Here is a 17,284-nt window from a genome sequence, read left to right on the forward strand (position 1 = left end):
TTTCTCCCGTTCGTCAACCCTTGTTTTGACTTTTTTAACAAGCGGTTCGTTTTCGGGAGGCGTTTCCTTAACGCTCACTTATCATACCGCACTCCCCATCAACTGTCAACTACTTTTTATATCTTTTTTAAAGGAATTTAGATGACAGATAAAACAGGAAAAAGAGGTGATCAAGAAGGGGTTTGCCTGGATCCAATACACGATTTCTTATAAAAAAAGGACCCCACAGGATCCTCTCGCTTCCTCTACGCGTCGCTTCGGGCGTAGGCGTTTTTCATTCGGCTGCTTAATTCGAATAAAATTTGGTCAAGCGTATCGACCGTCGCGGCTTCCACCATATCGCTTATCGCCTGGTTGGCTTTTTGCCGTAACGCGGTTTTCTCTTCTTCTGGCGCCTGCTCGATTTGACGGCCATACTCCTTTAACAAAGCGTGAGCCTTGGCCGCCACGCTGTTTTGGTATCGTTCAATCCAAATCAACGACTCTTTGTACGAGGCGTCCGCCATCGCCGCGATCAAACGCGAACACCAGTAAAAACTATTGGTCGACACTTTCTGCGTCGTATCCGCCATATACGCCGGCGTTTGTTCCACATCCGTATAAAAAGGCACGAGCGCGTTGAACACGTTGGACGCGAACGCGATCCACTCCAGCGCGTCGCGGTTTTCAAACGTCTGAATCAGCCCCAGAACGCAGTTGCGGTTGACACCAATCGAGCGGAACTCTCCCGCCATCGAACGATCGCCGTAGCTTAAATATGGATCGTAAGGCGTTCCTTGAAAATGCGCGCTCAAAATGTATTTGACATCTTCCACCGTGATTTTCTTTTCTGGGACCATGCACCAAGGCAAATCATCCGATCGCGGCGTGTAGCGCGCGTTTTCGCCATCCCAGCATCCCGCTTTCGGATTGAAATAGCGCAGCATATACCACGCCCGCGGCGTGTTGTACACATGGTCGGCATCGTCATGGGAGCCAAACGCGGCCCGCGGATCAAACTTTCCGTCCATCGACAAATCCAGAAAATTGTCCTCGACAAATTGCTTTAAATCTTTGGAGCACAAATTGTTTTTCTGCTTCGAATACGCGTCCTTGAAATCAAACGCGTCAATGCCTTGCTGGTTTGGCATGACAACATAGCTGTCGTCCGGTACGCGCCGCGCCATCCAATGATGGCCTCCAATCGTTTCCAGCCACCAAATCTCCTTACCATCGCAAAAGGCGATTCCATTCATTTCGTACGTTCCATACGTTTCCAGCAGCCAACCCAACCGCTCGACGCCTTCTCTGGCCGTGTGAATATACGGCAGCGTGATCGACACGATGTCCTCCTCGCCAATGCCGCCTTCCACGAGCGGATCGGCGCCAAGCACCCGGGGATTGGATGTGATCGTTTCCGTCGCGCTCATGCCGACGTTGGCGGCGTTCACGCCGCAAGCCGCCCAGATTCCCTTCCCTTCGATCACGTTCGGGCACGCCGTGTAGCGCATCGGATCGTCCGGAAGCGGAATGCAAACGCCCGAAAGCACAGATTTATACTCGCGCGGCTGCGCATCCGGCTGGACCACCACAAACTTTTTTACTGTGAAGCTACCGGCACCCGAGTCGTCGTTGCGCGCGATCATGCAAGAACCGTCGTAAGACGCGTTTTTTCCGACCAAAATTGTCGTACAAGCCATATGAATACTACCTCCAAAAGAAAACTCCTTTTTTTCATCATACGCCTGAACGCTTTCAACTTCCATTTTCAAACAAAAAAAAGATGGACTTCCATCTAGACCGTCGCCCCGCTTTTCGTCGTTTCGTCTTTGGATCCATCGTTTTCTTTTTTTGATTCACTTTCTTCTTTTGTGCTGCTTTCCGTTTTGTTTTCGCTCTCTTCTTTTTTGGAACCGTCGTCTTCCTTTTTCCATTCCACGTCCCTGTCGAAGTCGCGTCGGTGTTCCCGTTCCGGCCTTCTTCTCTCCTCATGCATCGCGTAGCCGCTTTCTTTATGGTCTTCCAGTTTTTCAACACCGGCGCCGCACAACCCGCCCGCAAGAAATGTCAGCGCAAATCCTCCTGTCAAAACGAGTTTCTTATGTTTCAAATAAAAATCTTTCATTTTTGTTCTCCTTTTCCATGGCTCTACGATACATTTATTTCCTTAAGCTTTTCTTAAATATCAGGAAACCATAAAAAAAGCAGTCCTCGACTGCCTTATAATCCAAATAAATGAATCGCCACGGTCGAAAACCACTCGATGATCGTTGAACGCAGCATTCCCATCGGTCCGCTGATCAGTCCGCTAAACAGCAACGCGAAAAACAGGATGTTCACCCACCACGCGCCATTGTTGATTTTATAATACAGCTCGTCCGGCAAAAAGCTCCATAAGATCTTCGCGCCATCCAAAGGCGGAATCGGGATCAAGTTGAAAATCCCGAATCCAATCGACATCGACGCCGTGACCGCCAGCGTCTGCGCGATCCATTGCCCAACCGTTCCAAAAAAAAACGCGGGTGCGGCCTTGATCATGAAATAATACAAAAGCACGCAAACGAAGCTCAAAATGAAATTTGCCAGCGGTCCCGCGAAGCTCGTCCAAATCACGCCGCTCTTCGGATCCTTGTAGTAACGGGAGTCGATCGGAACCGGTTTGGCCCACCCGAAGCCGAACATCAGCAAGCAAAACAAGCCAAGCCAGTCAATGTGCCGGAACGGGTTGAGCGAAAGCCGCCCCGCGTATTTCGCGCTCGGATCGCCCAGCCAATAAGAAACAAGACCGTGGGCCACTTCATGCACGCTCATACTTAAAATTACGGCAATCACCATGATCACGATCGACGAGATCGACATATTCAACAAACGCATTAGACGTTAAACCGGAAATGCATCACGTCACCGTCCTGCACGACGTAGTCCTTTCCTTCCAGGCGCAGTTTGCCGGCCTCCTTGATCGCGTGCTCGCTTTCCAGCGCGTCCATATCCTCGAACGCGTACACTTCGGCCCGGATAAATCCGCGCTTAAAGTCGGTATGGATGACACCCGCGCAATCCGGCGCCTTCATACCGGCCTTAAACGTCCACGCCCGGCATTCGTCCTCGCCGGCCGTCAGGAACGTGCAAAGACCAAGCACGCGATACGCTTTTTGAATCAGCCGATCCAAACCAGATTGCGGCAAACCAAGTTCTTCCAGGAAAACCGCCTTTTCCTCGGCATCCAAAGACGAAAGCTCTTCCTCCATTTTCGCGCACAACGCCACCACTTCGCTATGGTCTTTGGCCGCGAACGCTGTCACCTTTTGATAATACGGATTCGATTCGGGATCCATCACGCCTTCCTCGTCCATATTGGCGACATAAATGACCGGCTTGGACGACAGAAGGTTGTAGTTTTTGACCAGCAGCGCCTCTTCTTCGCTAAGCTGCAGCGAACGGGCAGGTTCGCCCGCTTCCAAATGCGGCTTAAGTTTGGAAAGCAGCGCCATTTCCGCTTTCGCCTCTTTGTCAGCGGTCGATTTCGACTTGCGCTCCACTTTTGAAATCCGGTTTTCAACCGTCTGCAAGTCAGCCAAAATAAGCTCAAGGTTGATGATCTCGATGTCGCGAACCGGGTCGATCGTGTTTTCCACATGGGTAATGTTTGGATCGTCGAAGCAGCGAACGACGTGACAAATGGCGTCTGTCAGTCGAATGTTGCTCAAAAACTGATTTCCAAGCCCCTCTCCTTTGGACGCCCCTTTGACAAGGCCGGCGATATCGGTAAACTCGAAAGTCGTGTAAATCGTCTTTTTCGGGTGAAAAAGCTCCACGAGCCGGTCGATTCGATGATCCGGCACTTCCACGACGCCGACATTGGGCTGGATCGTCGCAAACGGATAGTTCGCCGCTTCGACTTGTGATTTTGTGATCGCGTTGAACAACGTCGATTTTCCGACGTTTGGCAACCCGACAATTCCTGCTGTTAATGGCATGTCAATTCCTTCCTTTTATTCCGCCGCTTTTTCCACGACTTTTTTTAATTTTTTCTCAAATTTCTGGCGTGGCATCAAAACGCTCGTTCCGCATCCCAGGCACTTGATGCGAATGTCCGCGCCCATCCGGATGATCTTCCACTGTTTGGAAAGATGACACGGATGCTCCTTTTTCATCTCCACGATGTCATTTAGACCGTACTCGATCTCCGTCATTTTCCTTTTCCCGCCTTTCATACGCTTCCAGCGTATTCGATAATAACATACATACGGTCATGGGACCAACCCCTTTTGGCACCGGCGAGATGTAGGACGCCTTGTCCTTGACGCTCTCGAAATCGACATCGCCAACGAGCTTTCCATCCACCCGGTTGATTCCAACGTCAATAACGACCGCGCCTTTTTTGATCCAACCCTTCGTGATGAAGTTCGGCACGCCGATCGCGACCACGACGATATCCGCCTCGTGACAAATCTTTTCCGGATCCACGGTTTGCGAATGCACCACGGTCACCGTGGCGTTTTTCGCCTGAAGAAGCAAAGCCAGCGGTTTGCCGACCAAAATCGAACGCCCCACCACAACGGCTCTCTTCTTGCTTAAATCCGTCAATCCAATCGAAGCGAGCATCGCCATGACGCCCTTCGGCGTGCAAGGCACAAGACCTTTTTGCCCGAGCAGCAGCTTGCCCGCGTTCACCGGCGTCAAACCGTCGACATCCTTGTTCGGGTCAATCGCGGCGATGACCTTGTTTTGATCAATGTGCGCGGGCAGTGGAAGCTGCACGAGAATGCCATCGACATCGGCGTCCTCGTTGCATGTTTTTACGGCGCGCAGCACGTCCTCGGTCGTCGCCGTCCGATCCATCTCGATCATCGCCGCTTCCATTCCCACGCTTTTGCACGCTTTTTCCTTGGAACGCACATAGGTGGCGCTGGCTGGATCGTCGCCGACCAAAATGACAGCCAGCATCGGGATCCGTTTTCCATCCTCCCGCAGCTGGTCGATTTTTCCTCTTATTTCCTGCTTGATTGTATCTGCTAACTGATTTCCATACAATACTGTCATGCAAACATCTCCTTACTATCCAAAACGATCGTGACAGGCCCATCGTTGATGAGCGCAATTTTCATATCGGCTCCAAAAACGCCGGTTTGCACGGGCACATAACGGCCAAGCGCGGCGTTGAAGTCGTCGTAAAGCGGTTGCGAAACGGCTGGCTTTGCCGCCTCGATAAAGCTGGGACGGTTTCCTTTTCTGGCGTTGGCGTACAACGTGAACTGGGAAATCGAGAGAATCTCGCCTTCCACATCCAGCAAGGAGCGATTCATCTTTCCGTCTTCATCCTCGAACACGCGCAGCTTGACGATTTTTTCCGCCATCCGCCGCACGGTTTCCCGGGTGTCGGTGTCGCAAAAACCGACCAAAATCATATATCCGGTTCCGATGCGTCCTGTCGTTTCGCCATCAATCGTACACGAGGCTTCCTTCACCCGCTGAAGCACAACTTTCATCGCCGTTCCTCCAGCAAGCAGACGCAAAGCGCCGTCATGCCTTCCTCGCGGCCAACGAATCCGAGCTTTTCGCCCCGAGTCGCTTTCACGGAAATTTTTTGGATCTCGCAATGCAGGGCGTTGGCGAGGTTTTCTCGCATCGTTGCGATGTGCGGCGCCATCTTGGGCCGTTCCGCCATAATCGTCGCGTCCACATTGCCGATTTCGTATCCGTTTTCTCTCATTAAAGTATACACGTGTTCCAGCAGTTTCAAGCTGGATATGCCACGGTATTTCGGATCGGTGTCCGGAAAATGCGCTCCCAAATCCCCAAGGGCGAGCGCGCCGAGCACGCTTTCCGCCACCGCGTGGACGAGAACATCCGCGTCCGAATGCCCGTCCAGTCCTTTTTCATGGTCGATTTTCACCCCGCCTAAAATCAAGTCCCGGCCTTCTTTCAGCGGGTGAATGTCGATCGCTTGTCCAATTCGCAACATTGCCACTCCTCCTTAAAAAAAGAAGCCCGACGATACCGTCAGGCTTTTATGGTTTTATCTTTGCACTTGAATGTACTGAGGCGCTCCAACACCGCCATCGTATACGGAAGCGATGACAGTCTGCCCGTTGTAATTGCCATGAACCGCCTGTCCATCTCCGATATAGATCGCGATATGGTCGACACCACGGCCGCCATTATCGTAATAAATCAAGTTTCCGGCCGTTGGCGTATCCGTGTAATATCCATACTGACCCGCGTATTGATCCGGCCATAACTGGTACGCGTCGCTCACGCCCGACATCGCAAGAGCCTGCTGAACGACCTGCGTGCACTGCAAGCCATCCGTCACGCCAACAAGCGTCTGCGCGTTGGCAGCGATCGAAGCGTTCAAATCCGCGTAGCTGTCCGTTGGCGTTTCCACTGGCGCTTCCGGCGCCGGTGCCTCGTACACTGGCTCGTCCACGACTGGTTCCTCGTAAACCGGTTCGTCGACAACCGGCTCTTCGACCACTGGTTCGTCTACAACTGGTTCTTCATAAACCGGCTCGTCTACGACCGGCGTTTCATCAACCACTGGTGCGTCTACGACTGGTGTTTCGTCAACCACCGGGGCTTCCGGTGCTGGTTCTTCCACGACATTTTGATCCGCTGGAATTTCTTCAACCGGCGCTTGCTCGACAACGGTATTGTCAACAACCGGGGTTTCAACATTCACGTTTTCCACAGGCACTTCCGGTGTCGTTTCATCCACAACCGGTGTCGTGATCGTTTCTTCGACAACCGGCGTTTCCTCAACGACCGGTGCGGCTTCTTCCGCGGCGGCTTCCTGCGCTGGGGTTTGTTCTACAGGAGCCGGTGCCGTTTCAACCGGCGCGGCAACTGCCACCTCCACTGGAGCGGCTTCGACAGGTGCCGGCGTTTCCTCGGCCTGTTTGTTGATTTCCTCTTCAACAGCAGCCTTGCTGACTTCTGTTACTGTTTCCTTCACATTTCCCATAATGTTGGAAGAAACACTAGCAGCGGTTGCTTTCTCTGTAGCATCCGCATCGACTGTTCCATCTTCTTCGGAAAAATAGTAGCTCTTTCCTTCGATTTCCTGCCATCCTTTTGCTACTGTTGAATCGTTGTTCACATATTTATCGCCATGCCAGCCTGGCTGCGTTTCCATCGCGTACACTGTCGCAACGACCGGAAAACACGAAGCGACGCAAAGCACGGCGGCAACTTTTTTACCATTGTTTTCAACAAAGTTCATTTCGGTTCTGACCTCCCCTACATACTACATACAATTCACTAATCAACCTAATCTTAATTCATACTTAGAATACCACGTTTGATAGGTAGAATCAAATTTTTTTCGGACGACGCCGTCCCCGATTCGCAAAACTCCATGGTGCCTATTATACACATTTCAGTCACGATAGTAAACCGATACGCTCTATGAATCCGCTTCCAAAATCCGGTGGATCCACTCGGCCACGCTACCCACCACCGCGCCGGCTTGCGCCTGGACTTCTTGCGGCGAACGATGAAACGTCGCCCCGTTTTCGTTGTAGACGATCATAGGCAAGTCGTTAAACGAGTCGCCAATCGTGTACACATCGGCAGCAGACACGCCCAAATGGCGGACAAGCACATCCAGACCGGTCGCCTTGGAACAGCCTTTCGGAATGCAGTCCAAAATCGTGTTGTTGATATAAACCGAAAGCCCTGTCTTTTCTTCCACCTCTTGTTTGTGGGCCCGCGCGCTTTGCTCGGTGTCGAAAAAAAACGAAAAGCTGTTGATCCACTCCCCGTCCAGCGCGCGGACGTCCTCGATATGGGTAATCATCGAATCCTTGTCCCCGGGCCGCTTTGGCAGCGTCGTGAAGTAGTTGTCTTTGGAGTGGATGAAGAAATGCTCGTCTTTGTATTCCCGGACAAGGTCTTTGACAAGACCGGTGTCGATTCGGTTTTGGAGCAAGTAATGCATTTCTTTGTCCAAAACGACCGATCCCGTGTTGACAATGTAAAAATCGGGTCGGAAGTCCCACTGGTCAAAAAACGGCGTGATGCCGTTAAGCGGACGACCCGTACAAAAGCCAAATAAGTTTCCCGCCTTTTGAAAGGCTTTGACCGCCTCCAAATCCGCCGGATCAAACGCGGAATCCACATAAAACGTTCCATCAAAATCACTCGCCAGTATTTTCATTGTCTTCCTCCATCAAGTATGCAATGCATTGCGCCAGCGATGAAACGACATGTTTCGCCTTTTTTTGGATCCCGGCCGGCGCGAAATCAAACGTGTAGCTGTCCGGCACGCCTTCGATCATCGGCAAGTCGTTGTAGTTGTCGCCAATGCAGGCGACCTGCCCGGCTTCCAGCCCGTAAAACGAGGCCGCGAAGTCGATTCCTCGCTTCTTCGAATATCCTTTCGGAACAAAATCAACCGATGGACCGTTTTGATAAAACGCCACTTCGTTTCTCAACGCCTCTAGCCGCGGCAGGACCGCCTCGATTTCTTCCAGCGTTTCGTACTCGATGGACACGTGGACGATGTCCTGGTCTTGCACCAAGTCGGGCGAAGCCAAATCGTCTGCCAGTTCGCACCAGCCCGTCAAAAACCCGATGTCCGCCAGCGAACCGTACATGCCCGTCTTTGTCGAAACAAACAAGTTGTGTCCGTCCATCAACGAATAGATCTTTTCAAATGTCGGGTAGGGAATGGTTTTCTCGTACACGATCTTCCCCTTGTCGGCGAAGGCCGCGCCGGAGGCCCCAATCACAAAATCGAACCGGATGTCTTTTGTTTCCAGTTCCAGCAGGTTTTTCATCGGACGTCCCGAGCACAACCCGAACTTGTTTCCCGCCGCCTGAAACCGGCGGATCGCTTCCAGATCTTCGGCATGGTAGCCGTCTTTAAAGTGCAATGTGCCATCGTAGTCGCTTGCCAGCATTTTCATACTCTTTCCTCCATCTTAACGAACTTTCTCTTTTTTTTCTTGCATTTTCCAATCAAAAAATAACACGATTTCGACAAAAAAAGAAGAAGCCGTCGCTTCTTCTTAAAAATAAATGGAATTATTTTGTTTTTTCGATGATTTCGATAAAGCTGTCCGGCTTCAAGCTTGCCCCGCCAATCAAAGCGCCGTCGATGTCTTCCTGAGCCATGTATTCGACGATGTTGCCAGGTTTTACGCTTCCGCCGTACTGGATGCGAACCTTGTCTGCCGCTTCGTCGCCAACCATGTCGCGCACAACGTCGCGAACGAGCTTGCAGCAGTCTTCCGCGATTTCAACCGAAGCCGATTTGCCGGTACCGATCGCCCAGATTGGCTCGTAGGCGATCACGATGTTTTCGTACGCTTCCGCCGGAATGTCTTTGAGCGAGCCGTTCAGCTGCGCCGTGATGACGTCTTTTGTCTTGCCGGCATCGTATTCCGCTTCGGTCTCGCCGATGCAAAGAATAGGCGTGATGCCCGCGTCGAGCAGCTTCTTCGCTTTTTTATTCACGGTTTCGTCCGTGTCGCCAAACATCTGGCGGCGTTCCGAGTGACCGATGATGCAGTATTTCACACCGAGCTCCTCGAGCATTGGAACCGATACTTCACCTGTGAACGCGCCGGAATCTTCGAAGTGGCAGTTTTCCGCCGCAACGATCAAGTTTTCCGCGTTGTCAAGCGCCGTGCGAAGATCCGTAAAAGGAACGCCGACACCATACAAGCCTTTATCCGTTTTCGCAACGCCGTCGACTTCTTCAAAGAACGCTTTCGTCTCCGCGTTGTTTTTGTTCATTTTCCAGTTTCCAACGATAATGATATCTCTCATGCTCTGTTCCTCTTTCTACTTTTCCGAAATGATCGCGATACCTGGCAGGGTTTTTCCTTCCATGTATTCCAGCGACGCACCGCCACCTGTCGAGATGTGGGAGAACTTGTCTTTGAATCCAAGCTGGATCGCTGCCGCTGCCGAGTCGCCGCCGCCGATCACCGTGATGGCATCCGGAAGTTCAGCGATCGCTTCGCATACCGCAAGCGTTCCTTTGGCGAAGTTTGGCATTTCGAATACGCCCATCGGGCCGTTCCATACGACCGTCTTCGCGCCGTCGAGCGTTTCCTTGAACAATTCGATTGATTTTGGTCCAATGTCAAGACCCATCCATCCATCCGGGATGTCGCCTTCCACGATTTCCGTGTTCGCGTCGTTCGAGAAGCTGTCCGCGATCACCGTGTCGACTGGCAGAACGATTTTGCCTTTGCCTTTTTCCAGCGTCGCTTTGGCAAGTTCCACTTTGTCGTCCTCGCACAGCGAGTTTCCGATCTTGTGTCCAAGCGCTTTTTCAAACGTGTACGCCATACCACCGCCAACGATGACCTTGTCGGCTTTTTCCAGCATGTTTTCGATCACGCCGATCTTGTCGGATACTTTCGCGCCGCCAATGATCGCCACGAACGGATGCGCCGGCTCGTCAACCGCTTTGCCAAGCATGTCGACTTCTTTTTCAACCAGGAATCCAAGCGCGTTTTCCGCGATGTTCGAAGGGATGCCTACCGTTGAAGCGTGGGCGCGGTGAACCGAACCGAACGCGTCTTCCACGAACACGTCGCCCAGGCTCGCCCAGTATTTTCCAAGTTCCGGATCGTTTTTGCTTTCGCCTTTTTCGTAACGCGTGTTTTGCACGAGCAGGATTTCCCCATCTTTCAAGTCCGCCACGTCTTTTTCAAGCTCTTCGCCGCGCGTAACCGGGCAGAATGTCACTTTTGTTCCAGGCAGAAGCTCGGCCAGACGAACCGCAACGCACTCCAGGTTGTTTTTCGCCTTGTCCTCTTCCGTTTTCACCTTGCCCAGGTGCGACATCAAAATTACTTTCGCGTTGTTCTCCAACAAGTATTTGATTGTTGGCAGCGCCTGAATGATTCGATTGTCGTTTGTGATCACGCCGTCTTTGCGAGGCACGTTAAAATCACAACGAACGATGACCTTTTTTCCAGCAACGTCAAGGTCTTTGACAGTCTTTTTAGCCATTAACAATTCCTCCTATGAATTTCAATCGGCTATATTATACCACTTGCGAAAAATCGTGACTACCTTATTTGTGCATTTTTTCACACAATGGAACAGCTTTCTTTTTCCCCAAAACAAAAAGATCCGCCCTTTCAGGCGGATACGCGTCGTTTACATTTCGGACGGGGTGTCCGTTTGCTCCACGAGCCGGGCGCCCACAAGAAAGCGCCGGCTGCTACCCACGCCTACGCACGTCGACAAAATCAGCACATCGGGATCGTCTTCTTCCACCGGGCGGACCCGCTCGCCGGCCGACTGTTGCATCTCGGCAATCAAATCCTTCAACTTGGCCGGATCGCTAAAATCCTCGCTGCCCAAAATGAGCCGGTCGTCAAACTCGGTCACCGCGAACACCTCGTAGCGAAGCCCTTTACCCGCCTCGGTGTACACGTAAAAGTTTGGATGCGCTTGAAAAAAATCGAGATCCTCCAGCTTGTGCAGCTCGGAGAACATCGGCTCGTAGCCTGGCGCGAACGCGGTATGGCCGTAAACGACCGTGACCGGATCGCTGAAATCGCGCGTGTTTTCCTTTTGCGTGTACAGCGAGCCCGCCTCGTCATACGTGCCATCCGGCTTGTGGAGCAAGTAGTAGTCCTCCTCCATGTCCGGCTTGCTTTGGTAAATCGGATAGTCCACATTCGTGTCCGGTACCGAGATCCAGGCGTACACGTCCTCGTTGGCGGCGTTGAGCGTCTCGAAATCCACGTTCCGGTTGACCTGGTCGTTGAGGTCGATCTTCTTTTTTTCCTCCACGACTGGCGGCTGCGGTTCCTTTTCGGCCACCTCCGTTTTCGAGCATCCCGTCGCCGCCAGCACAGCCAGCAGCAGGCAGCCGAATTTGACTTTCTGTTTTTTCTTCGTCATCCCTTTTCCCCTAACGCTGCTTCGCCTTGAGCAGCTCGTTTTCCAGTTCGCGCGCCCGCTTGACGCACGCGTGGTACTCGAGCGAGTTTTTCGTCAGGATGCGGTCGTTCACCTTCGCCTCAATCGTTTCGCCCGATCGCATCGTCAGCTTCAAAAGCACATTGACGATCTCGTTGCCGTGGGCCACGCTGGACGAAAGCATGTGGGTGATGGCGTCCACCGTGACTTTGGAGCCGCCTTTTCGGATCACTGGAACAACCACTTCGATTTTTTCAATATCGCGTAAGTCGACTTTGCGCTTCGGCCGGTCGATATACACGTCGTTTTTGCTAATGCGAATCATAATCTCCTCCCAATTCTCTTTTGTTATAGTAAAGAAATTATATCATTTCATGATAATAAAAATAAGACGTTTCCCTGTCCACTTGGTCTGGATTTTCAACCACTTGTTCCGCTTTCGAAAAAGAACCGCGAAAAAGCGGTTCATTTATGATAGTTTCGGTGGTTGTTGATCATGAACGCCCGATACACCTGCTCGAGCACAAGCACACGGGTCATTAAATGCGTAAACGTCAAATCCGACAGCTTCCAGCGCGCGTTGGCGCGGGAAAGAAGCGCTTTGGAAGGTCCCAGGCTGCCCGCGATCACGAACACTAAATTTCCTGAGCGCGTCTGCCACTGTTCGAGCTTGGCGGCAAAGCTCTCGCTCGACTCCATCGCGCCATGCAAATCCAGAAGAATCACAAAATCCTGGTCGCGGATCTTTTCCAGCACCTGCTTTCCTTCTTTGTCTTTGATGATCGTCATTTCCGCTTCGCGCTCGATGTGGTCGTTGGCTTCATCCTTCACCTCGATGACTTCCATTTTCGTAAACGCGCCCAGACGCTTGACGTATTCCTTTTCGAGCGCCAGTAGCGCTTTGTCCTTGTTGCGCCCGATGGCGATCAGCTTCAAATTTGCGCCTCCACCGGGAACCGGGCCGTTAGCGCCTGCACATCGTTGCGAACCGCCTGCGCATGTTCAGCCGTTCCGTTGGTCAGCACGTCGACGATCCAGTCGCCCACCTGCTCGAACTCGGCTTCCTTGAATCCGCGCGATGTCATGGCCGCCGTTCCCAGACGGATGCCGCTAGTCACGAACGGTTTTTGCGTTTCAAACGGAATCGTGTTTTTGTTGCACGTGATACCCGCCTCGTCCAGCAGCTTCTCGGCGTCCTTTCCCGTCATGCCAAGCGACGACATCGTGTCGAGCAAGATCAAATGGTTGTCACTGCCATCCGACACCACGCGCCATCCGGCGTCCTTGAATTTTTTCACAAGAACCTGCACGTTTTTGAGCACCTGCTCCATGTACGTTTTAAATTCCGGCTGGCTCGCCTCCCACAAGCAAACGCCCTTGGCGGCGATGACGTGCTCGAGCGGACCGCCCTGCATACCCGGGAACACGCGGGAATCGAGCTTCTTGCCAAATTCCGCCTTGCAGAACACCATGCCCCCGCGTGGACCGCGTAGCGTCTTGTGGGTCGTCGTCGTCACGAAATCCGCGTAGGGAATCGGCGACGGATGCAGCCCAGTCGCCACAAGACCGGCGATGTGCGCCATGTCGACCATCAAATAACAGCCCGCTTTGTCGGCGATCTCGCGCAACCGTGCGAAGTCGATGACGCGCGGATACGCGCTGGCGCCCGCCACGATGAGCTTTGGATGATGCTCGAGCGCGAGCCGCTCGATCTCGTCGTAGTCGATCGTTTCCGTTTCTCGGTCGACGCCATACGGAATAAACTCGTACGTCCGGCCCGAGAAGTTGAGCGGATGCCCGTGCGTCAAGTGGCCGCCGGCCGCCAGATCCATGCCCAGCACCTTGTCACCCGGTTCCAAAATCGTATTGTATACCGCCATATTCGCCTGTGATCCCGAATGCGGCTGGACGTTGACGTATTCGGCGCCGAACAGCTTTTTCGCCCGCTCGATCGTCAGCGTTTCCGCCTCGTCGACGTACACGCAGCCGCCATAGTAGCGTTTGCCCGGATAGCCTTCCGCGTATTTATTTGTTAAAACCGATCCTTGCGCCTCGCGCACTTCGTGCGACACGAAGTTTTCCGACGCGATCAGCTCGACATTTTTCGTTTGTCTTCCCGCTTCTTTTTCAATGATTGAAAACATTTCAAGATCTTTCATTTTCTTTCTCTCCTTTTCATTTGATTATAGCATTCACCTAGTTTTTTTGATACCTTTATAGGAAAGAAAAAGGAGACTGTATGATCATTTTCATCACCGGACCGACGCATACCGGAAAAACGAAACTCGCCCAGAAGCTCCTGGAACGCCTGCATATTCCGTATTTGTCCATCGACCATCTCAAAATGGGCCTCATCCGCACCCGGACGATTCCGTTTTCTGTCGAGGACGACGAGAATCTCACCGCATGCCTGTGGCCGATCGTGCGCGAAATCGCCAAAACCGCCCTGGAAAACGACCAGGATCTTATCATCGAAGGGTGTTACTTCCCGTGTACATGGAGAAACGACTTCACGCCCGACGAGCAAAAAACGATCCGCATGCTCGCCATCGCCCTCGATCCGGCGTACATCGACATGCATTTTGACGCCATCGTCCGCCACGCCAACGACATCGAGACGCGCCTGGACGATTCCGGCCTGACAAAAACCGCGTTGATGCGCGAAAACGCCGCATTCATCCAACGATTTCAAGAAGCCGGCGAAACGGTGCATGTGATCCGGGACGACTACGAAGCCCAAACGCGCGACCTTGTGAATCGTTTGAATCGAAAAGACGGAGCGTGAATCCAATCCATTCACGCTCCGTCCGGGGATCATCATTCAAACGGGTAGATCATTCCCCATTGTTTTCGAATTTCCGTCAACGTCGCCATCACGTCCCGGATATACCGCAGGTTTTCCTCTCCCCCGCGATTGCGAACGTATTCCTGCATGTCCCGCACTTCGTAGTCGAGCGCGTACGCGCTTTCTCCAAGCTCGATCGTTTCCACATGTCCATCGGCGGTATACGTGATCGTAGCCTTGTCGCCTCGCGGGTAGTTGCTCACCTCGATATAGCCAAGCTCGCCCGCGATCACGCCGCGTTTGGGCTGCTTGGCGCGCATCGTCAGCGCCATCACCGCCATCTGGCCTTCCGGATTGCGCAAAATGATTCCCGAGGTTTCGTCGACGCCCGTTTCAAAATAATTCGCCGTCGTCAACACGAGATTCGGCTTGCCCGACATGAAGTATCGGGCAAAGCTTGTCGCGTACACGCCAATATCGAGCAGCGCGCCTCCCGCCAGCTCCTTCGAAAAAAAGCGATTCGTCACGTCGTACTCCTTGCAGCTGCCAAAGTTGACCTGCACCATCTTCACGTCCCCGATGATTCCATCGTCCACGATTTGTTTCAGCTTTTTAAATAAAGGCATATGGAACAAAGTCGTTCCATCCATGATCACAAGATTTTTCGCTTTGGCGATCGCAACCGCCTCTTCCAGCTGCGCCTCGTTGACGGTGATCGCCTTTTCGCAAAACACGTGCTTTCCCGCCTTCAGCGCCTGGATCAAATACCGGTAATGTAAATTGTGCGGGGTGGCGATATACACGATATCCACACGATCATCCGCCAGCATTTGCTCCGCGGTTTCATATACGTTTTGCACGCCGTACCGTTTCGCGTATGCCTGCGCGGACTTCACGCGCCCGCTGCACACCGCGAAAATTTCCCCGTTGACCCGGTTCAACGCTTCCGCCATCTCCGTGGCGATCCATCCCGTACCGATAATTCCCCAGTTTAGCTTTTTCATTTTACCTCCTCTTGAATCCATCTCGTTCCATTTTCATCCACACACAAAACCAGATCCACTTTGCCGACAAACAGCGAAGTGTCCACGATTCCCGTTATCCCGCAAAGTTGACGATTTAGCCGCTTTGGATCTTCCACTCCGTCAAATTTCGCTTCCATGATCATATTGCCATGATCGCTCATCGTATACCCGTCCTTGGCGGCGCTCGTCCGCATGGAAACGTCGGCCCCAAGCTTTGCCAGCTCTTTCCTTACGTAACCAAGACTTTCCGGAACGATTTCGATCGTGACGCTGTGCGCAAACGGTAACCGCTCGAACACCTTGGACTCATCCACCAGCAGCACGTAACGCTTCGCCATGGACGCGATGATTTTTTCCTTCGTATGGATCGCGCCACCCGACTTAAGCGCGTTCAAATGCATGTCCACCTCGTCGCACCCGTCAAAGGCGATATCCACATTTTCCACCGACCAGGTCGGAACCACAGTCAAGCCACGCGCGACACAATGGCTTGCCGTTTGAAAGGAAGGCGACACCACTTGAATGTCCAGTCCCTTTTCCCCGATCAACTCCACCAGGCACTGCACGGTGCCTCCGCCGCCAAGACCAACGATCATTCCGTCCTCGATCAAGCCCAGCGCTTCTTTCGCGCACCTATTTTTCAATTTCCTTTGTCTTTCTAAGCCCATTGCTTTACCATTTCTTCGATCTTTTCCCGTTTGGCCAAATCCCGGCTAAACGCGGTCGCCCCGCCACACGCGGTCGCCAGCTTCAACGTATCCGCGTAAGATTTGCCGGATAAACACCCGGCCACAAAACCCGCGACCATGTAATCGCCCGCGCCAACCGAGTTGACGACCTCGCCCTGACATACACCGATGCGATTCGACTGGCCATCTTCATCAATCAGCAGCGAGCCGTCTTTCGCCATCGAGATCAACACGTTTTGCGCACCCATATCCTGCAGCTTTCTGGCATATCGCTCGACTTCCTCGATTGTGTGGATTTCCACCTCGAACAGATCCGCCAGTTCGTCCTTGTTTGGCTTGATCAAAAACGGTCTGTACGACAATGTCCTCAACAGCAGTTCTCCTGTCGCATCCACAACAACTTTGATTTCTTTCGATTGCAGTGGTTTCATGATGCCCGCATAAATCTTCGCATCCATTGTTTGCGGAACGCTGCCCGATAAAATCAGGACATCGCCATCGTTTAACGCCTCAAGCTGAGTCTGCAGTTTTTCAACATCTCCATCCCTGACGACAGGCCCCATGCCGTTGATTTCCGTTTCCTGATCGCCGCGCATTTTCACGTTGATTCGCGTCATCCCGTCCGCCACTTCGATAAACCTTGAACAAAGCCCCAGTTCCTCCTCGACTCCGCGCGCCAGCTCTTTCCCGGTAAAGCCGGCTACGAAGCCGAAGCATTGACTTTCCAGTCCAAGCTCCTTCAAAATTTTCGAAACGTTGATTCCCTTGCCGCCAAAATATACATGTTCCGTCTTCACCCGATTGACTTCGCCCGCCGCAAAGGATTCGACGGTGACGACGTAATCCAACGCCGGATTCATCGTTACTGTGTATATCATTTTCACGATATCTCCTTTCATGAAATTTATTTCCAT

The 17,284-nt window shown here is 52.5% G+C and carries 21 protein-coding genes; 1 reads left to right on the forward strand and 20 read right to left on the reverse strand.

Going from position 1 to position 17,284, the window contains the following annotated elements; translation table 11 throughout:
* Window positions 1–245 precede the first annotated feature (245 nt).
* From E5336_RS09700 to glyA, 17 genes are all read right to left on the reverse strand, one after another.
* Window positions 246–1,679, reverse strand: a complete 1,434-nt coding sequence (locus E5336_RS09700; protein WP_135980921.1) for a C69 family dipeptidase — start codon at window positions 1,677–1,679, stop codon at window positions 246–248.
* A gap of 95 nt (window positions 1,680–1,774) precedes the next feature.
* A complete protein-coding gene (locus E5336_RS09705) occupies window positions 1,775–2,104 on the reverse strand; it encodes a hypothetical protein (RefSeq protein ID WP_135980922.1) in 330 nt (109 codons plus the stop codon).
* Window positions 2,105–2,199: 95 nt separating this feature from the next.
* A complete protein-coding gene (locus tag E5336_RS09710) occupies window positions 2,200–2,853 on the reverse strand; it encodes a site-2 protease family protein (RefSeq protein ID WP_277820847.1) in 654 nt (217 codons plus the stop codon).
* Window positions 2,853–3,956 carry a redox-regulated ATPase YchF gene (gene ychF / locus E5336_RS09715; protein ID WP_135980923.1) on the reverse strand — a complete coding sequence of 368 codons (1,104 nt, stop codon included), beginning with the start codon at window positions 3,954–3,956 and terminating at the stop codon, window positions 2,853–2,855. The genes E5336_RS09710 and ychF overlap by 1 nt, the downstream gene beginning before the upstream one ends.
* Before the next feature lie 15 nt (window positions 3,957–3,971).
* Window positions 3,972–4,172: a DUF951 domain-containing protein gene (locus tag E5336_RS09720; protein ID WP_135980924.1), complete on the reverse strand. Its 201-nt coding sequence runs from the start codon at window positions 4,170–4,172 to the stop codon at window positions 3,972–3,974.
* Window positions 4,144–5,022, reverse strand: a complete 879-nt coding sequence (gene folD, locus E5336_RS09725) for a bifunctional methylenetetrahydrofolate dehydrogenase/methenyltetrahydrofolate cyclohydrolase FolD (RefSeq protein WP_135980925.1) — start codon at window positions 5,020–5,022, stop codon at window positions 4,144–4,146. The genes E5336_RS09720 and folD overlap by 29 nt, the downstream gene beginning before the upstream one ends.
* On the reverse strand, window positions 5,019–5,468 hold the full coding sequence (dtd, locus tag E5336_RS09730) for a D-aminoacyl-tRNA deacylase (RefSeq protein WP_135980926.1): 450 nt from the start codon (window positions 5,466–5,468) through the stop codon (window positions 5,019–5,021). Before dtd ends, folD begins: the two co-directional genes overlap by 4 nt.
* Window positions 5,465–5,944 (reverse strand): 2-C-methyl-D-erythritol 2,4-cyclodiphosphate synthase, encoded by a 480-nt coding sequence (gene ispF / locus E5336_RS09735; protein WP_135980927.1) that lies wholly within the window; start codon window positions 5,942–5,944, stop codon window positions 5,465–5,467. Before ispF ends, dtd begins: the two co-directional genes overlap by 4 nt.
* Before the next feature lie 54 nt (window positions 5,945–5,998).
* Window positions 5,999–7,201, reverse strand: a complete 1,203-nt coding sequence (locus E5336_RS09740; RefSeq protein WP_135980928.1) for an NlpC/P60 family protein — start codon at window positions 7,199–7,201, stop codon at window positions 5,999–6,001.
* Between the two features lie 183 nt (window positions 7,202–7,384).
* Window positions 7,385–8,137, reverse strand: coding sequence for an HAD-IIB family hydrolase (locus E5336_RS09745; protein ID WP_135980929.1), 753 nt, complete (start codon window positions 8,135–8,137; stop codon window positions 7,385–7,387).
* Window positions 8,118–8,888, reverse strand: coding sequence for an HAD-IIB family hydrolase (locus E5336_RS09750; protein WP_135980930.1), 771 nt, complete (start codon window positions 8,886–8,888; stop codon window positions 8,118–8,120). Before E5336_RS09750 ends, E5336_RS09745 begins: the two co-directional genes overlap by 20 nt.
* Window positions 8,889–9,006: 118 nt before the next feature.
* A complete protein-coding gene (gene tpiA, locus E5336_RS09755; protein ID WP_135980931.1) occupies window positions 9,007–9,753 on the reverse strand; it encodes a triose-phosphate isomerase in 747 nt (248 codons plus the stop codon).
* Between the two features lie 15 nt (window positions 9,754–9,768).
* Entirely contained in the window at window positions 9,769–10,950 is a 1,182-nt protein-coding gene (locus tag E5336_RS09760; RefSeq protein WP_135980932.1) for a phosphoglycerate kinase, read from the reverse strand.
* 150 nt (window positions 10,951–11,100) lie between these two features.
* Window positions 11,101–11,853, reverse strand: coding sequence for a class B sortase (locus tag E5336_RS09765; RefSeq protein WP_135980933.1), 753 nt, complete (start codon window positions 11,851–11,853; stop codon window positions 11,101–11,103).
* 10 nt (window positions 11,854–11,863) lie between these two features.
* Window positions 11,864–12,196 carry a hypothetical protein gene (locus E5336_RS09770; protein WP_135980934.1) on the reverse strand — a complete coding sequence of 111 codons (333 nt, stop codon included), beginning with the start codon at window positions 12,194–12,196 and terminating at the stop codon, window positions 11,864–11,866.
* Window positions 12,197–12,336: 140 nt separating this feature from the next.
* Window positions 12,337–12,807: a 23S rRNA (pseudouridine(1915)-N(3))-methyltransferase RlmH gene (locus E5336_RS09775; protein ID WP_135980935.1), complete on the reverse strand. Its 471-nt coding sequence runs from the start codon at window positions 12,805–12,807 to the stop codon at window positions 12,337–12,339.
* Window positions 12,804–14,030 (reverse strand): serine hydroxymethyltransferase, encoded by a 1,227-nt coding sequence (glyA, locus tag E5336_RS09780; protein WP_135980936.1) that lies wholly within the window; start codon window positions 14,028–14,030, stop codon window positions 12,804–12,806. Before glyA ends, E5336_RS09775 begins: the two co-directional genes overlap by 4 nt.
* 80 nt (window positions 14,031–14,110) lie before the next feature.
* Between glyA and E5336_RS09785 the strand changes: the two genes are divergently transcribed.
* Window positions 14,111–14,656 (forward strand): P-loop nucleotide/nucleoside kinase family protein, encoded by a 546-nt coding sequence (locus E5336_RS09785; protein WP_135980937.1) that lies wholly within the window; start codon window positions 14,111–14,113, stop codon window positions 14,654–14,656.
* A gap of 32 nt (window positions 14,657–14,688) precedes the next feature.
* On the opposite strand, the gene E5336_RS09790 is transcribed toward E5336_RS09785, so the two are convergent.
* Genes E5336_RS09790 through pfkB form a run of 3 tightly spaced genes read right to left on the reverse strand, consistent with a single transcriptional unit; the run spans window position 14,689 to window position 17,248 of the window.
* The gene (locus tag E5336_RS09790) at window positions 14,689–15,660 is read right to left on the reverse strand and encodes a Gfo/Idh/MocA family protein (protein ID WP_135980938.1); all 972 of its coding nucleotides are present in this window, start codon (window positions 15,658–15,660) and stop codon (window positions 14,689–14,691) included.
* Entirely contained in the window at window positions 15,657–16,325 is a 669-nt protein-coding gene (rpiA, locus tag E5336_RS09795; protein ID WP_277820848.1) for a ribose 5-phosphate isomerase A, read from the reverse strand. The genes E5336_RS09790 and rpiA overlap by 4 nt, the downstream gene beginning before the upstream one ends.
* 14 nt (window positions 16,326–16,339) lie before the next feature.
* Window positions 16,340–17,248 carry a 1-phosphofructokinase gene (pfkB, locus tag E5336_RS09800; protein ID WP_135980940.1) on the reverse strand — a complete coding sequence of 303 codons (909 nt, stop codon included), beginning with the start codon at window positions 17,246–17,248 and terminating at the stop codon, window positions 16,340–16,342.
* Window positions 17,249–17,284 lie beyond the last annotated feature (36 nt).

Origin of the sequence: Dubosiella muris (genome assembly GCF_004793885.1) — a bacterium.
Taxonomy (GTDB): domain Bacteria; phylum Bacillota_I; class Bacilli_A; order Erysipelotrichales; family Erysipelotrichaceae; genus Dubosiella; species Dubosiella muris.

What these genes read in the sequence shown, in the direction of transcription:
- E5336_RS09700 (WP_135980921.1), bottom strand. Translation starts at nt 1,679, where the DNA reads ATGGCTTGTACGACAATTTTGGTCGGAAAAAACGCGTCTTACGACGGT.
- E5336_RS09705 (WP_135980922.1), bottom strand. Translation starts at nt 2,104, where the DNA reads ATGAAAGATTTTTATTTGAAACATAAGAAACTCGTTTTGACAGGAGGA.
- E5336_RS09710 (WP_277820847.1), bottom strand. Translation starts at nt 2,853, where the DNA reads ATGCGTTTGTTGAATATGTCGATCTCGTCGATCGTGATCATGGTGATT.
- ychF (WP_135980923.1), bottom strand. Translation starts at nt 3,956, where the DNA reads ATGCCATTAACAGCAGGAATTGTCGGGTTGCCAAACGTCGGAAAATCG.
- E5336_RS09720 (WP_135980924.1), bottom strand. Translation starts at nt 4,172, where the DNA reads ATGACGGAGATCGAGTACGGTCTAAATGACATCGTGGAGATGAAAAAG.
- folD (WP_135980925.1), bottom strand. Translation starts at nt 5,022, where the DNA reads ATGACAGTATTGTATGGAAATCAGTTAGCAGATACAATCAAGCAGGAA.
- dtd (WP_135980926.1), bottom strand. Translation starts at nt 5,468, where the DNA reads ATGAAAGTTGTGCTTCAGCGGGTGAAGGAAGCCTCGTGTACGATTGAT.
- ispF (WP_135980927.1), bottom strand. Translation starts at nt 5,944, where the DNA reads ATGTTGCGAATTGGACAAGCGATCGACATTCACCCGCTGAAAGAAGGC.
- E5336_RS09740 (WP_135980928.1), bottom strand. Translation starts at nt 7,201, where the DNA reads ATGAACTTTGTTGAAAACAATGGTAAAAAAGTTGCCGCCGTGCTTTGC.
- E5336_RS09745 (WP_135980929.1), bottom strand. Translation starts at nt 8,137, where the DNA reads ATGAAAATACTGGCGAGTGATTTTGATGGAACGTTTTATGTGGATTCC.
- E5336_RS09750 (WP_135980930.1), bottom strand. Translation starts at nt 8,888, where the DNA reads ATGAAAATGCTGGCAAGCGACTACGATGGCACATTGCACTTTAAAGAC.
- tpiA (WP_135980931.1), bottom strand. Translation starts at nt 9,753, where the DNA reads ATGAGAGATATCATTATCGTTGGAAACTGGAAAATGAACAAAAACAAC.
- E5336_RS09760 (WP_135980932.1), bottom strand. Translation starts at nt 10,950, where the DNA reads ATGGCTAAAAAGACTGTCAAAGACCTTGACGTTGCTGGAAAAAAGGTC.
- E5336_RS09765 (WP_135980933.1), bottom strand. Translation starts at nt 11,853, where the DNA reads ATGACGAAGAAAAAACAGAAAGTCAAATTCGGCTGCCTGCTGCTGGCT.
- E5336_RS09770 (WP_135980934.1), bottom strand. Translation starts at nt 12,196, where the DNA reads ATGATTCGCATTAGCAAAAACGACGTGTATATCGACCGGCCGAAGCGC.
- glyA (WP_135980936.1), bottom strand. Translation starts at nt 14,030, where the DNA reads ATGAAAGATCTTGAAATGTTTTCAATCATTGAAAAAGAAGCGGGAAGA.
- E5336_RS09785 (WP_135980937.1), top strand. Translation starts at nt 14,111, where the DNA reads ATGATCATTTTCATCACCGGACCGACGCATACCGGAAAAACGAAACTC.
- E5336_RS09790 (WP_135980938.1), bottom strand. Translation starts at nt 15,660, where the DNA reads ATGAAAAAGCTAAACTGGGGAATTATCGGTACGGGATGGATCGCCACG.
- pfkB (WP_135980940.1), bottom strand. Translation starts at nt 17,248, where the DNA reads ATGATATACACAGTAACGATGAATCCGGCGTTGGATTACGTCGTCACC.